At 69.7% G+C, this 13,960-nt stretch carries 13 protein-coding genes and 1 pseudogene; 6 read left to right on the forward strand and 8 right to left on the reverse strand.

Translation table 11 applies throughout. The annotated features are described in order from the left end of the window. Positions 1-517 precede the first annotated feature (517 nt). From AB0N06_RS35275 to AB0N06_RS35290, 4 genes are all read right to left on the reverse strand, one after another. Positions 518-1,021, reverse strand: a complete 504-nt coding sequence (locus AB0N06_RS35275) for a hypothetical protein (RefSeq protein WP_366138777.1) — start codon at positions 1,019-1,021, stop codon at positions 518-520. Between the two features lie 40 nt (positions 1,022-1,061). Further along, positions 1,062-1,853 carry a class I SAM-dependent methyltransferase gene (locus AB0N06_RS35280; protein ID WP_366138789.1) on the reverse strand — a complete coding sequence of 264 codons (792 nt, stop codon included), beginning with the start codon at positions 1,851-1,853 and terminating at the stop codon, positions 1,062-1,064. Positions 1,854-1,936: 83 nt separating this feature from the next. Next, positions 1,937-2,206: a transposase gene (locus tag AB0N06_RS35285; protein WP_366138790.1), complete on the reverse strand. Its 270-nt coding sequence runs from the start codon at positions 2,204-2,206 to the stop codon at positions 1,937-1,939. Continuing rightward, positions 2,110-2,697, reverse strand: a complete 588-nt coding sequence (locus AB0N06_RS35290) for a transposase (protein ID WP_366138778.1) — start codon at positions 2,695-2,697, stop codon at positions 2,110-2,112. Before AB0N06_RS35290 ends, AB0N06_RS35285 begins: the two co-directional genes overlap by 97 nt. Before the next feature lie 58 nt (positions 2,698-2,755). Here AB0N06_RS35290 and AB0N06_RS35295 point away from each other — a divergent pair. After that, positions 2,756-2,956 (forward strand): annotated as a pseudogene (locus AB0N06_RS35295) (amidohydrolase family protein); the annotation flags it as partial. 108 nt (positions 2,957-3,064) lie between these two features. Next, a complete protein-coding gene (locus tag AB0N06_RS35300) occupies positions 3,065-5,014 on the forward strand; it encodes an NAD(P)-binding protein (protein WP_366138779.1) in 1,950 nt (649 codons plus the stop codon). Between the two features lie 276 nt (positions 5,015-5,290). On the opposite strand, the gene AB0N06_RS35305 is transcribed toward AB0N06_RS35300, so the two are convergent. Further along, positions 5,291-5,965, reverse strand: a complete 675-nt coding sequence (locus AB0N06_RS35305; RefSeq protein WP_366138780.1) for a TetR/AcrR family transcriptional regulator C-terminal domain-containing protein — start codon at positions 5,963-5,965, stop codon at positions 5,291-5,293. A 94-nt stretch (positions 5,966-6,059) separates the two neighbouring features. Between AB0N06_RS35305 and AB0N06_RS35310 the strand changes: the two genes are divergently transcribed. Then, positions 6,060-7,559 carry an APC family permease gene (locus tag AB0N06_RS35310; RefSeq protein ID WP_366138782.1) on the forward strand — a complete coding sequence of 500 codons (1,500 nt, stop codon included), beginning with the start codon at positions 6,060-6,062 and terminating at the stop codon, positions 7,557-7,559. A gap of 321 nt (positions 7,560-7,880) precedes the next feature. On the opposite strand, the gene AB0N06_RS35315 is transcribed toward AB0N06_RS35310, so the two are convergent. Together AB0N06_RS35315 and AB0N06_RS35320 are read right to left on the reverse strand one after the other, a co-directional pair. After that, positions 7,881-8,285, reverse strand: coding sequence for a VOC family protein (locus AB0N06_RS35315; protein WP_366138783.1), 405 nt, complete (start codon positions 8,283-8,285; stop codon positions 7,881-7,883). 113 nt (positions 8,286-8,398) lie between these two features. Next, complete coding sequence (locus tag AB0N06_RS35320) at positions 8,399-9,442, reverse strand: saccharopine dehydrogenase NADP-binding domain-containing protein (RefSeq protein WP_366138784.1); 1,044 nt, start codon at positions 9,440-9,442, stop codon at positions 8,399-8,401. A gap of 101 nt (positions 9,443-9,543) precedes the next feature. On the opposite strand from AB0N06_RS35320, the gene AB0N06_RS35325 reads away from it, so the two are divergent. Next, the gene (locus AB0N06_RS35325; protein ID WP_366138785.1) at positions 9,544-10,491 is read left to right on the forward strand and encodes a helix-turn-helix domain-containing protein; all 948 of its coding nucleotides are present in this window, start codon (positions 9,544-9,546) and stop codon (positions 10,489-10,491) included. Positions 10,492-10,945: 454 nt separating this feature from the next. Here the strand turns inward: AB0N06_RS35325 and AB0N06_RS35330 are convergent, their stop codons facing one another. Beyond that, positions 10,946-11,932, reverse strand: a complete 987-nt coding sequence (locus AB0N06_RS35330; RefSeq protein WP_366138786.1) for an alpha/beta hydrolase — start codon at positions 11,930-11,932, stop codon at positions 10,946-10,948. 143 nt (positions 11,933-12,075) lie between these two features. Here AB0N06_RS35330 and AB0N06_RS35335 point away from each other — a divergent pair, with 143 nt between their 5' ends. After that, the gene (locus AB0N06_RS35335; protein WP_366138787.1) at positions 12,076-12,684 is read left to right on the forward strand and encodes a helix-turn-helix domain-containing protein; all 609 of its coding nucleotides are present in this window, start codon (positions 12,076-12,078) and stop codon (positions 12,682-12,684) included. A gap of 174 nt (positions 12,685-12,858) precedes the next feature. After that, entirely contained in the window at positions 12,859-13,707 is an 849-nt protein-coding gene (locus AB0N06_RS35340) for a GNAT family N-acetyltransferase (protein ID WP_366138788.1), read from the forward strand. Positions 13,708-13,960 lie beyond the last annotated feature (253 nt).

Raw genomic sequence — 13,960 nt, forward strand, 5'->3', positions numbered from 1 at the left:
CCAACCAGGCAGCGGCCGAACCAGTGAACCTGAAACCACATCAACCCGCTCTGACCAGCTAGTCAGTACCACCCGCATAGCGGGGGAACCTCAAGACCGACCGGCGCGAGTCTCTGCCGACTCGGTTCATGGCATCACACTCCACACTTCTCTTGTCATGAAAAGGAAGCCCCCGCTTCTCGCTGCACGTTCGCTTCCTGATAACGCGTCTGGGCCATGGTCGTCACGCAAGGGCGTTGTGCCAGGAGGCAGATCCAGTCACCGGTTGTCGCAGGTTCGAATCCTGTCGGAGGCACACGACGAAGGGCCAGTTCGGAGGTTCGATCCTCCCGAACTGGCCCTTTCGCATGATCGCGGCCGTGCCGCAACGCCCGCTACGAGTCCACATCACCCCGCGACTTGTGGATCACCACGCCGAGCCGATCGGCGAACTCACGGTCCCGGCCGTTGACCATGTGCCGATAGACCCCAGCCCAGGCAGGCCACCGGCCAAACCCGCTCCACCGACGCACAGCTGTCAGTGGCATTCGAAGCGCCAGTCCCACGGGAGGCCGGGGCACTGGCGGCAATGGAAGAAGTAGACGCCGCCGCCGTCGCCCAACTGTATGTCGTCGGTGATGGTCAGAATGTGCTCCATGCGGTGTCCGCTCTCGCAGTGCGGCCAGTCGGCAGGCTGCATCCAGGCGGGCCAGCCGCCGACCTTCGTCCCGATGACGTTGGAGTCGGCTGGCCACATGGAGCCGCCCGTCGGCAACCGGAGACGAGGTTCCCAGGTCTCCCGCATGTCCTTGGGCAGATCAAGCCATCTCGGACAGTCCTCCGCGGTAATCGGGGACAACGTCGACGGTTCCGGCATGTTGTCCTCGTCGTACTCCCCCTCGCTCACCCCGGGGATCTCGGACGGCAGCCCTTTAGCCACGACCTCCGCCTCGTTGCGCCAGTACAGCTGCGGCATCACCGGCCCCGGATCCTGCTCATGTATCAGCGCGCACCACACCAGTGGCCAATCTTCGAATGGCATTTCGTTGTTCACGGCCGTCTCGGCCGGCGCCGTAGCTGGGTCAGCCTGGCTTGACCGCCAGCGTCGCAAAATAGTTCGACATGTATTGGGCGGATGCGTTGGATTGGTCCGGTGCTTCTGCGAAGCCGGTGAGGACGAACCCTGCGGCGAGTTGCCCGCCGATCTGGTCGGTGAGGGTGTGACTATATTCAAGAGGGGCATCCGCGCCGAACTTCGTGGCGCGTTCCTCAGCGGAGTACTGCGTGACATCGCTGTAGGGCAGCTTGTGCACGACGACCAGCTCGCCGCGCTCGTCGAGGGCCTCGTGGTCGAACAAGTACACATCAGGGTTGAGGAAGCCCACGAGCAGAGTTCCGCCCGGTCGCAGGACGCGGAAGCACTCACGCCACACCGGTGCCACGTCGGGTACAAATAGGTTCGAGACCGGGTGGAACACAACGTCGAATGCTGCGTCGCCGAAGGCGCTGAGGTCGCGCATGTCACCCAGGACGGTGCGCAGCTCGAGTCCGTCGCGCGCCGCCACCATCTGGTCCTGGCCGAGCTGGCGGGGCGAGTTGTCGAACACGGTGACCCGCGCCCCTGCGGCGGCGAGGATCGGACCCTGCTGGCCACCGCCGGAGGCCAGGCACAACACGTCCTTGCCGGTCAGGTCCTTCGGCAGCCAGGAGCGGTCGACTGGCTCACGCCCGATGAGAACAATCGACCAGTCGCCCATGCGGGCGCGCTCGACATCCTCAGCACTCACCGGCCTCGACCACTCGTTGCCCTCCTGGACATACTTGTCCCAGGCTGCCCGATTATGGGCACCGGGGTCGACGACAATGTCCTGCACGTTCAACTCCCTGCTACAGCCAAGCGGACACCAGCGGTACTGACAGTTCGGTGCCGCTAGCCAACACGATCGCAGGTGCGGGCTCAACGAAATTGGCGGGCGTCGAGGTGCCCACGGGCTCGCCAGGTGGTCGCGCAGCGGGTGCGTAAGCGCTGGTTGACGGGGTTGCGGAAGCCGTAGGCGTCGCGGGCGACGGTCTTGATGACCCGGTTGGTGTCTTCGGAGCCGGCATTGGTGATCCCGGTGTGCAGGAACGTCAGGATCTCTGGCCACCACGTCTCGACGGTTGTGGCCAGGCGCTGCAGTTCGGGAAGGCCGGCGTCGGCGCAGCGTCGGTAGAACCGGTACAGCAGATAGCGGACCCGTTCCCGGTCCGGGCGGTGGCAAGCAGGTCCAAGAGGTCTTCCTTGGCGTTCCACGCCGCGGTGATCGGTTCGCCAATCGCCTTGGGCAGGTTGGACAGCTCGTCGAGGAGAGCGTCGACGTGCTCGCCGCGCATCCGGGCGGCGGAACGGGTGAGCCGGCTACGCAGGTCCCACTCACGGTCGCCCTTGCGGCCGCGCCGGCCGCGGTGCGTCACGGTGACCCGGCGGCGGACCTCGGTGATGGTCTGGTTCGCCAGCTGCACCAGGTGGAAGTGGTCCACGACCAGGGCCGCCTGCGGCAGGACCCGGCGGATCGCCGACTTGAAGATCGTGCACATGTCGATCGCGACGTACCGGACCGCGTCGCGCCAGGCTTGGTCGCGGTCGGCCAGCCAGTCGATGACCACCTGGGCGGTGCGGCCTTCGACCTGCCCGAGCAGGCCCTGCTCGCCGGACAGGTCACGAAGCCGACGTGCCAACGGTCCACGGCGGTCTGCCAGACCCCGGTGACCTCGTCGGGGATCCATCTCGGCCGGCCTCGGCGAGGCGTTCTCCGCCTACACGGTCGGCAGCGCGTATGTGAACCATCTGGACGACACGGGCGTCATCCGCGCCGGCGCCCTGGCCGACCTCGTGGTGCTCGACCGCGACCCGTTCGCCGCCCCGGTCGGGGAGATCGCCGACGCGCGCGTGGAGCACACATTTGTCGGCGGTCGACGGGTGTACGCGGCCGGATAGAAGTGACACCGACTCAAGTCAACGGTGTGGGCGTAACCCCTTCCGCTTGCACCGGCGCGGGACTAGGGTGCCAGAAAACTTCAGCCTCTAGTTTACGAGGACGTGCCCATGGCTCAATCCGCTTGGTCCGACGACGAGTTGGGGATGAACCGCCGTATCACCCGGCGTGACTTCCTGGACGGAGTGGCGCTGGCCGCCGGTACGGTCGCCGCGAGCACGGTGCTGGGGGGCACCGCGTCCGCCGCGGACCGCACCGCGGCCGCGGACGTCCGGCCCGCGAACGCCCCCGGGAGCGGCGCATATCCGCCGGCCGCCACCGGGATGCGCGGCAGCCATGCCGGTTCCTTCGAGGTCGCGCACGCACTTCGCGACGGCACCTTCTGGGAGAACGCGGGCACCCCCACCCCCACCGACCGCCCCTACGACCTGGTCGTCGTCGGCGCCGGCATCAGCGGGCTCTCGGCGGCGCACTACTACCTGCGCGATGTCGACCGCAAGGCACGGATCCTCGTCCTCGACCCGCACGACGACTTCGGCGGCCACGCCAAGCGCAACGAGTTCACCGTCAACGGCCGCACGCTCATCGGCTACGGCGGCTCGCAGTCCATCGACAACCCGAGCGCCTACCCGCCCGAGGCCTTCCAGGTGTTCGCCGACCTCGGCATCGACCTCTCGAAGTTCGAGACCACGTACTTCGACCGGGACTTCTACGCCCGCCACGGCGTCCGCGACCGTGCGACGTTCTTCGCCAAGGAGGCCTGGGGCCGCGACCACCTCGCCAAGGGATTCTCCGCCGGGCAGATCCTGGCCGACGCGCCGCTCGACGCGGCCGCCAAGCAGACGCTCGTCGAGATCCTGGACGCTCCGAAGGACTACCTGGCAGGGCTGACGCACGATCAGAAACTCGCCGTGCTCCGCCAGATGAGCTACGGGGCGTTCCTCGTCGAATACGCGGGCCTCACCGGTGACGCATACCGCTACCTGCTCCACTCGACGGCCGGCGGCACCGGGGTCAACATCGACCAGTTCCCGGCGCTGGACGCGGCCGCGTCCTTCTACCCTGGCATGACCGGGCTCGAACTGGACTTCGACCACGGCCCCTGGCCCGGGCTGGCCAAGACCGGCGTCCGGTTCTGGGGTCACCAGGACCCGTACATCTACCACTTCCCTGACGGCAACGCGTCCATCGCCCGCGCGCTGGTCCGCCGGCTCAACCCCACGGCCATCCCCGGCTCGACGACGGAGGACCTGGTCACCGCGCGCTGCGACTACGGCCGCCTCGACCACGATGCGTCGACCACCCGCATCCGGTTGAACAGCACCGTCGTGCGCGTGCGGAACCTGCCCGGCGGCCGCGCAGCCGAGGTGGCGTACGTCCAGGACGGCAAGCTGTTCACCGTGCGCGCCGGCGGAGTCGTCATGGCCTGCTGGAACGCGATGGTCCCGCACATCGCCCCGGAACTGCCGGACGCCCACAAGGCGGCCGGGCACCAGGCGGTCAAGTACCCGATGATCTACGCCAATGTGGCCCTCACCAACTGGCGGCCCTGGCAACGGCTCGGCGTCTCGCGCATCACGTTCCCGGGCGGATTCTGGGGCGGCGCGTCCCTGGACTTCCCGGTCAGCATGGGCGACTACCGGTTCTCCGCGAACCCGGACGAGCCGATCCTCGTGCACTTCGACGCGATGCTCACCAAGCCGGACATGGACCGACAGAGGGCCGCAAAGGCCGGACGCGGCGCCCTCGCCCGCATGACGTTCGAGGAGATGGAGCGCTCCATCCGCGACTCCCTCGCCCGCACCCTCGGCCCCTACGGCCTCGACCCGGCCGCCGACATCGCCGCCATCACCACCAACCGCTGGGCCCACGGCTACGCCCGCTGGTACAGCACCCCGTTCGACGCGTTCTGGCCGCAGGGCCCGACCCCCGCGGACGTCATCGGCACACCGGTCGGCCGCCTCACCGTGGCCACCACCGACCAGGCCGCCCACGGCTTCGTCGACGGCGCGATGGAATCCGCATACCGCGCCGTGCAGTACCTCGGCTCTCTGCGCTGACACCAGGAGCCGCACATGGGGCTGCAACCAGATGGGCGACCACGCTGTTTGCAGCCCCATGAGGCGCGTTCCCGGCCTTACCGCTCCGAACAAGGCCCGCGGGCGCCCTGGCGTATTCGGACTGCTTCGGGCCCGTCCGCCGGCACCGCTTGTGCGCCTCCTGTGCCAGGCGTACGAGGCATGGGCGAAGGCCGGTCCATGTCCTGGACCGACCGATGCCGCCCCGCCAGAGGCCGCACGCGTGGGCACGCGATGCGCCAAGGCGAGGAAGGGTGGTCAGGGTGCGGCGCGGACCGCGGAAAGGGCGGCGAGCTCGGCGCGGAAGCCGGCAATGAGGGTGCGGAGACCGAACTCGAACGCGCTGTCGGCGCGGCGCGGCCCGTCGGGCGTGCCCGTCTCGGCGGCGGACGCGGCGGTGAGTCGCGGGTACCGCTCGGCGTCGTCGGGCAGTTCGAGCATCCGCTCAGGGGCGGCCATGTCGAGGGCGGAGCCCAGGATGAAGGACTCCAGCGCGGTGAGGAGCCGCGGGATGTATCCGGTCGGCCAGCCGCCGGACTCCAGCGCCGCGGCGATGCGCTCGTACTCGTCGAGCACGCGCGGTGTCCGCACCGGCATCGTGGCCAACAGCCGTACGGCGTTGGGATGCCGGGCGAACGCCGCCCGGTAGGAGCGGGCCCAGGCCGCCAAGCCGGCGTCCCAAGGGGCGAGATCCAGGTCGGCCGTATCGATCCCCGCGGCGATCAGCTCGCGTACGGCGTGCACGACGTCGTCGCGGTTGCGTACGTGGTTGTACAGCGAAGGCATCCGGACCCCCAGCTCCTTGGCGAGCTTGACCAGGGAGAACGCGTCGGCGCCTTCGCGGTCGATCAGATCGAGCGCGGTCCGGTGGATGGCGTCGGCGGTCAGCACCGCCTGTCGGGGGCGGCCCGCCCGGCGGGACGAGGTGGTCATCGTGCAGCAAGCATATTGGATCTCCCTCTTCCCAGCGGACGGCGGAGACGCTAACTTCCCTTAACTTCATCCTATAGTTTTGTGAGGGTAGCTTGTGAACTCCTCGCCGTTGCCACCTCCCTCCACCGGCCCGTCCCCGACCGCCGCGGGATCGCGGCCGTCCTCCGGGACGGCCCTCCAACGCGAAGCGATCGGCACCTGGGACCTCGTCTTCTTCGTCGTGGCGGCCGCCGCACCGCTCACCGTCATGGGCGGCATCGCGCCCATCGGCATCGCGGTGGCTGGCCCCGGCGCGGTCGCCGGATACCTCGTCGCGGGAATCGCCCTCACGCTGTTCGCGGTCGGCTTCACCGCGATGAGCCGCCACGTCAGCAACGCCGGGGCGTTCTACGCCTACATCGCCCAGGGGCTGGGTCGCCCCGTGGGCGTCGGCGCCGCCTTGGTCGCCCTGTTCTCGTACACCGGCATCGGGGTCGGCCTCTACGGCGCGTTCGGATTCTTCGCCCACACCACCGGCGACGACCTGCTGCACCTCGATCTCCCGTGGTGGATCTGGGCGCTGGCATCCGCGGCGCTGGTCTGGCTGCTCGGCTTCCGGCAGGTGACGCTCAGCGCCAAAGTCCTCGGCTTCGCACTCGCCGCCGAGGTGCTCGTGCTGGCCGTGCTCGCGGTGGCGGTACTCGCCCAGGGCGGCCCCGAAGGCTTCGGCATCGAACCCTTCCGGCCGGACAACATCTTCACCGACGGCTTCGCCGGGGCCCTGGCGGTCACCTTCGGCGCGTTCATCGGCTTCGAGGCGACCGCGATCTACGGCGAGGAGGCCCGGGACGCGGGCCGCTCGGTCAGCCGCGCCACCTACATCGCGGTCGGATTCCTCGCCGTGTTCTACACGTTCATCGCCTGGATCGTGGTGACCGCGTACGGGCCCTCGCTGGTGACCGGCATCGCCCAGGAGAACCCGCCCGCCCTGGTGTTCGCCGCGACCGACAAGTTCGTCGGCTCCGCCGCCGTGGACGCGATGAACGTGCTCATCGTGACCAGTTCGTTCGCCGCGATCCTGGCCTTCCACAACGCCTCGAACCGCTACTTCTTCGCGCTCGGACGCGAACGCGTCCTGCCGCGGCCGCTGGCCCGCGTCCACGCGGTCCACCGGTCTCCATGGGTGGCCGGCGCGGTGAGCACGGTGTTGTCCGTGGTCGTGATCGCGGGGTTCGCGCTGGCCGGCCTCGACCCGTTCCTCAAACTGCTGATCTGGCTCAACTCCCCCGGAATCATCGGCATCATGGCGCTCCAGGCGCTTTGCTCGTTCGCCGTCGTGGGCTTCTACCTGCGTCGCCCCGAACTCCCCGGCTCACGCTGGGTACGGCTGATCGCCCCGCTCCTCGGCGGAATCGTCCTCACCGCCGCAACCTGGCTTGCGGTCGACTACATGGACCTGGTCACCGCCGCCGGTGCCAGCACCAACCTGGTCCTGCTCCTCCCGCTGCCGATCGTCTTCACGGCTGGCGTGCTGCTCGCGCTGCGACTGCGCGCCACCGACCCCGCACGATACGAACGCCTGACGACCACCGACGTCGAGGAGAGCACCGTATGAGCCGCCAGGCCCACGACCGGGGCGGAACCGTCCATCACCCGGCGGGCAGCGCTTGGCCACGCACCCGGCCGACCTCGTCCTGACCGGCGCCGCCGTGCACACCATGGCACCCGTCGGCCGGAGCGGGGCGTCCGGCTCCCACCCCAACACCATCGCGATCCGCTAGGGCCGGATCACCCGGTCGGCACGGCGGCGGACGTCCGCGCTTGGATCGGCCCGGGCACCGAAGTGCGCGTCCTGCACGGCGGCATGGTGCTGCCGTGCAGGAGGGGTCCCAGTAGTTCTCGCCGAAAAAACAACGCTAAGCGGCTGCTGACCAGTTCAGCGGCCGTGTTTGGCCCTCACCCGCTGACGTGGCACGGCGTCACCGCGCGTGTCCCGTCGCAGTGCATCTGGCAGTTGGTGAGCCGCTGACCTGCTGGGATGCCATGTCATTTGAGAGCGCTGGCCCTCGGCGTTCTCAAACGACATGGCTTTCGCGGAAGCTCGCATGGCGAGGTATCGCGTATTCGCGGCCGTGGCGTGCTTGGCGGTGTCGGGCCAGCTCGGTCCCCGGTAACCAGCGACCCGCTGGAAGGCCAGCCGGATCGGACCCTGGCCCAGGGAGACGAAGTCGTCGTCGGCCTGCGCGACGTCCCAGCCGGTGACCTTCCGGTAGAACTCGGCGAGGGCCCGGGGATCGGCACTGTCGATGGTGATCGCGGTGAGCTCCGCGTGGACGGCCATTGATGGCTCCCTTCGTGTCATCAGGTGACCTCAAGCATCCGGGGCGATGGCAACGAAGGTCTTGAAGATCTTTGCGGGCCGTTCTGTCGTACCCGGCGCGTACCTGTCGCCGGTCAGCCGCGTGTGTCGAGCGGGACGTGCAGCGAGAGGTGCGCGGACAAGGCGCGCAGGAAGTCCGGGGCGTCGAAGACCGCGCCCGCGGAGGCGACGCCGGTGGTCCTGGTCCGGCCGGTGAGGATGCGGTCGACGGCCTCCACCGCGAGCGGCGCGCTGATGGCGTAGATGTCCTGACCGGCGGCGACCGCGCGGCGTTCCGTGCCGCCGGAGCGGACGAGGACGTCGACGACGAAGGTCTGCGCGGAGCGACCGCGCTCGTCGACGGCGGTCGGTGCCGAGGCGCCAGGAGCGGACAGGTCCGCAGCCGCCTTCGCGGTCATGTAGGTACACACCTCCGGGACGGCCAGGTGGCTGGGAACGGTGACGACGTCGGCCATGGTGAACTCCCCGATGACGCTCTGGGGGCCCAGCGGGGCCGGGAAGGGCCACTCCAGCGTCGGCAGGGCATCGTCGTGGTACTCCAACCGGCCGCCGGTGTAGCGGACACGGCGGCCACCCCGTCGCTGCCCCGAGACCGCGCCCGCGGCGAGCGTTCCGGCAGTGGGATGCCAACTGCTCAGGCCGTAGGCGATGTGCGCCTCGTCCGCCGCTGTCCAGTCGCCCATCGCGGTGGTGACCAACAGGTCGCCGAGGGCGCCGAAGAAGGCCATTGCCGGGACCACCACGGTGCCTGCGGCACGGGCGCGCTGCGCGAAGTGCGCGAACGTGTCAAGGTTTGCCTCGATCTCGGCCGCCACGTCGACGTACGGGATGCCGGCGCGCAGCGCCGCCTCGACCAGCGGGGCGGCGGTCGTGGCGAAGGGCCCGGCGCAGTTGATCACGGCGACCGCGCCGTTCAGCGTGCGGTCGAGCGAGGTCGAATCGTCGACCGATGCCTGCCGCGCCTCGAGCCCCGGTTGGGCATGCGCCAGCGCCAGCAGCTTGTCCTGGTCGCGACCGACGAGCAGCGGGACGTACCCGCGCTCGTGCAACTCCGCGACCACGAACCGTCCGGTGTGCCCGTAGGCCCCGTACACCGCCACGTTCCGACCCGGTCCCATGCCTGCTCCCGTGTGCTCGAAGTGATCCACTGAGGAAATCCTGTCCCGTTCGGCGATCGGCGCCCAGTGTCCGGAACGACACGACCCGTACAATTCCCGACATGAGTCCTGTCCCGCGCTCCGTCGCGATCGCCGCTACATACGGGATGCTGCACTTCGAGCTGGCCCTGGCCTACGAGGTCTTCGGCTCGGCCCCGGCCGCTCTGCCAGGCCCCTGGTACGACGTCAGGGTGTGTGGCACGCAAGCCGTCCGGATCGGTCGGTTCCTGCTGGAGCCGGACTGCGGGCTCGACCGGCTGGCACACGCCGACACCGTGATCGTCCCCGCCTTGGCGGACGTCGACGAGGACCCGCCGGCTGACCTTGTGGAGGCGGTGCGCGCGGCCTACGAGTCGGGGGCGCGGATGGTCTCCCTGTGCACGGGCGTGTTCGTGCTCGCCGCCGCCGGCCTGCTGGACGGGCTGCACGCGACCACGCACTGGGCCCACACCGAGGAACTGAGCACGCGCTATCCCCGAGTGAAGGTCGACCCGGACGTGCTCTACGTCGACAACGGCAGAGTGCTCACGTCCGCAGGCAAGAGCGCAGCGATGGACCTGTGCCTGCATCTGGTCCGCCGCGACCACGGCTCGGCGATCGCCAACGTGGTCGCCCGTCGCCTGGTCGTGCCGCCCCACCGAGCCGGTGGCCAGGCCCAGTTCGTCATCACCCCGGTACCCGCCCAGGACGGCCATCCCCTGACCGAGCTGCTTCCCTGGGTGATGCGGCGGCTGGACCAGCCCCTCACCGTGGAGGACCTGGCCCACCAGGCGAACATGAGCTCGCGCCACCTGGGCCGCCACTTCCGCTCGGTAACCGGCACCACCCCGCTGCAGTGGCTGCTGACGCAGCGGATCCGCCGCGCGCAGGAACTACTGGAGACCACGGACGACAGCGTCGACACCATCGCCTCGGCCTCGGGCCTGGGCACGGCGACAACACTGCGCCGCCACTTCCACCGCACGATCGGCGTACCGCCGGACACCTACCGCCGCACGTTCCGGGCGTGAGGCTGCGGTCCTCACTCGATCGAGTGATCGACCGCTCGCCTTCAACCGTCGGACGCGTGCCTGCCTCCACAGCTTCACAAACGCACAATTGGCTCTCAATCAGGCTGCCGGAGTGGCTCCCATTCGTCCTGCCGAAAACAGGTGGTCGCCTGTGAAACGTCGTCACCCGGTGGCCGCGCCCAGGGCGAACCACGTTTCATGAGTCGTTGCAGACGCCCGGACGGTTTGAAACCGCCCATGAAACAGCGGCCGTGGCACGTCTCGCTCGTACTCCGGTCCCACCCCAATAACGGCAAGCCGTGATGGTCGTGTCGTCGCAGGTCAGCGGGCTCGCAGAACTTCGTCTCAGAACCCGCCATTTGTGAGAATCACGCAGCGCCCGGCCATGGCCGCTGCGCTCGGGTACGCGGGCCGAACTGTTCCTTGTACAGAAGCCCCGGCCGCGCCTGGCGGTTCAACCCGCGAGGGTGTTCAGCCAGCCGGTCAGCAGACGGTTGATCTCCTCGGGGCGTTCCTGCTGGATCCAGTGGCCGCAGCCCTCCAGGAGGTGAGAGGCAGTCAGGCCGGGGAGGGTGGTGGGGAAGGCGTCGATAGCGTCGGACATCCAGGTGGTGGAGGCGTCCAGGGTGCCGCCAATGAACAGGGACGGCTGCTTGATCGGGGCTCCGCGGTGGGGGGCGAGGTCTTGCCAGTCGCGGTCCACGTTGCGGTAGCGGTTGAGGGCGCCGGTCAGACCCGTGCGCTCGAACTCTCCGGCGTAGACGTCGAGGTCGTCCTCGGTCAGCCAGGCCGGGAGGATGCCGGCGGGAAAACGGTCACGCAGCCGGCCGCCGTGGGCGACGAAGTGCGGGTCGGGCTTGCCCTGGGCGGGCATGGTGTCGGCGGACAGGGCGGCGTAGAAGCCCGTGAGCCAGCCCCGGACGTCGGGCTCGATCTCCGTCTCGGCGCGGCCGGGCTCCTGGAAGTACGAGACGTAGAACTCCTGCTCGGGGCCGCCGATCTGGCCGAAGATGTCGGTGGGGCGGGGGCCGCCGGGTGGCGCGTACGGGACGCTCAGCAGGGCGACGGCCCGGAAGACCTCGGGGTGGAGCAGGGCGGAGGCGGCGGCGATGTTGGAGCCCCAGTCATGGCCGACGACCACCGCGTTCTCCTCGCCAAGGGCGTGCACGAGGGCGACGTTGTCCTCCACCAGGTCGAGCATCCGGTAGGCGTCGGTCGCCGCGGGCTTGGATGAGCGGCCGTAGCCGCGCACGTCGAGCGCCACCGCCCGGTAGCCGGCCGCGGCGAGGGCCGGGAGCTGGCGCCGCCAGGAGTACCAGGACTCGGGGAAGCCGTGCACGAGCAGGACCAGCGGACCGGTGCCCTGCTCGACCATGTGCAGGCGCCCGGCAGGGGCCTCGACGGTGCGGTGGCGGAGTGCGGCGGACAGCTTGGACTGCATGGGGTCTTCTCCTCGGTTCGCGGGCGGACGCGGGTACCCATCGATCATGCGGCGTGGCGACCGACCGGCGCGATCAGCATTGCCACTCTGGCAAACTTGCAGGACAGGATGCTGGAGCAGCACGTCCGGAAGGGGCAGAGCGAGTGACAGGCGACGACGTGGCCGACACGCTGGCGGCGATGGGCCCCCGGCTGCGGGCCGCGCGCGAACACCGCGGCGCCACGCTCACCGGCGTCAGCTGCGCGACCGGCATCTCTCCGAGCACGCTGTCGCGGATCGAGACCAACCGACGCAAGCCCACCCTGGAAGTGGTGTTGCAGTTGGCGAAGGAGTACGGCGTCTCCCTGGACGAGCTGGCCGGCACCGCCCCCGCCGCCGCCGAGCCCCGCACCTCCGCGCTCCAGCGTTTCGGCGACGACAAGGCGGTGCTGCCGCTGACCCGGTACGTCGGGGGCCTGCACGCCCACAAGCACGTCCTGCCCGCCGTCCAGGAGCCACCCGCGCGGCCCCGGCAGGTCTCCCACGACGGCTGGGAATGGCTGTGCGTCCTGTACGGGCGGCTGTGGCTCGCACTCGGCGACCAGGACCTCGTCCTGAGTGCCGGGGACGTCGCCGAGTTCGACACCCGCAATCCCCACGGGGTCGCGAACGCCAGCCCCGGCGGCCCGGTCGAGTACCTGATCATGTTCGGGCCGCAGGGAGAGCGCCTGCGACCGCGCACCCCGCCCGCCCCCGGCCCCAGGGCCCGGTAGCAAGCAGCGAACGAACGGCCTGACGTCCCGGATACGCCCGGGATGTCAGGCTGCACGAACCGGAATGACTGCCGCGCTCCCGCTCGACCCTGGACGCGTTGGGGGAGATTGTGTCGGTTCCGGACGGTAATTTTCGGATGCGGCACGGCGCCTTCCCGTGGTGGGATGCGCCGCATGACCGACCCGTCGCTGCGTGCTCGTATCGAGCAGTACTACGCCACCGTGCCGCTGCTGTTCGCCGCCGCCGAAGAGTTCGGCCCGTTGCGGCTGTTCGTGCGCAAGGAACCAGGCACCCCGTACTACGGCGGTCCGAGCCACGCTCAACCCATCGCAGAGGGTTCGGCAGCGATCACCGTCGCCGACATCGCTCGGGTGCGCGCCCGGCAGCGCGAACTCGGCGTACCGGAAGCCTTTGAATGGCTCGCCGAGGCAGCGCCGATGCTGCGCGCCCGTATCGGGGCCGCTGGCCTCCCGGTGGAGGAACGCCCACTGATGGCCCTCGACCCGCACCACCCGGTGCCCCCGCAGCCCCTGCCGGACGGCGTCACGATCCGCGTGCTGACCGCCGACGATCCAGCCCTGCCTGCGGCTCTCGCCCTTCCCCGCCTGGCCTTCGCCAAGACAAGCACCGCGGTGGGCTCGGTGGGCCGCGCGGAACTGTCGGTGGTGGCCGAGGAACTAGCCGCGGACGGCTCGGTCACAGCGATCCGGCCCAGCATCCACGCGGGGCACAAGACGCTCATCGCCGCCCTGGGCCCAGATGGCACCCCTCTCGCCGTCGGCCACTACCACCCGGCGCAAGGCACCACCGAGATCGGCGGCGTCGGTACCCTGCCCACCGCTCGCCGCCAGGGCCTGGCCGCCGCCGTCACCGCGGCCTTGGCCGCCCACGCCCGCGACCACGGGGTGCACACCGTCTTCCTCGCCTACGCAGAGGACGCCGTCGCCCGTATCTACGCCCGCTTGGGCTTCCGCCCTGCCGACGTCACCCTTCTGATCGCCAACCAGCCCGCACGGTCGTAGGTGCGCGGACTGAAAGCAGGGGATCCCCAGAGAATCCCGAACCCGCCCGTCTACACGGTGCACGCCCCGGTCGACGAGCCGTTGTGTCGACGACGAACGAGGCCCAGTACCGGCCAGCGGCATCCATGGAGACGCCGCTGGTCAGGGGCCTGGGCCGGAGCCGGCTGGCCAAGACTATCCTCCGCATCTCGGGGGAACCTCACCTCGCCCGCACGGTTGAGGCGGGCCGCTTCACTGCTGGTCGTGACGTTCT

The sequence above is a fragment of the Streptomyces sp. NPDC051020 genome, assembly GCF_040683105.1.
Classification (GTDB): Bacteria; Actinomycetota; Actinomycetes; order Streptomycetales; family Streptomycetaceae; genus Streptomyces.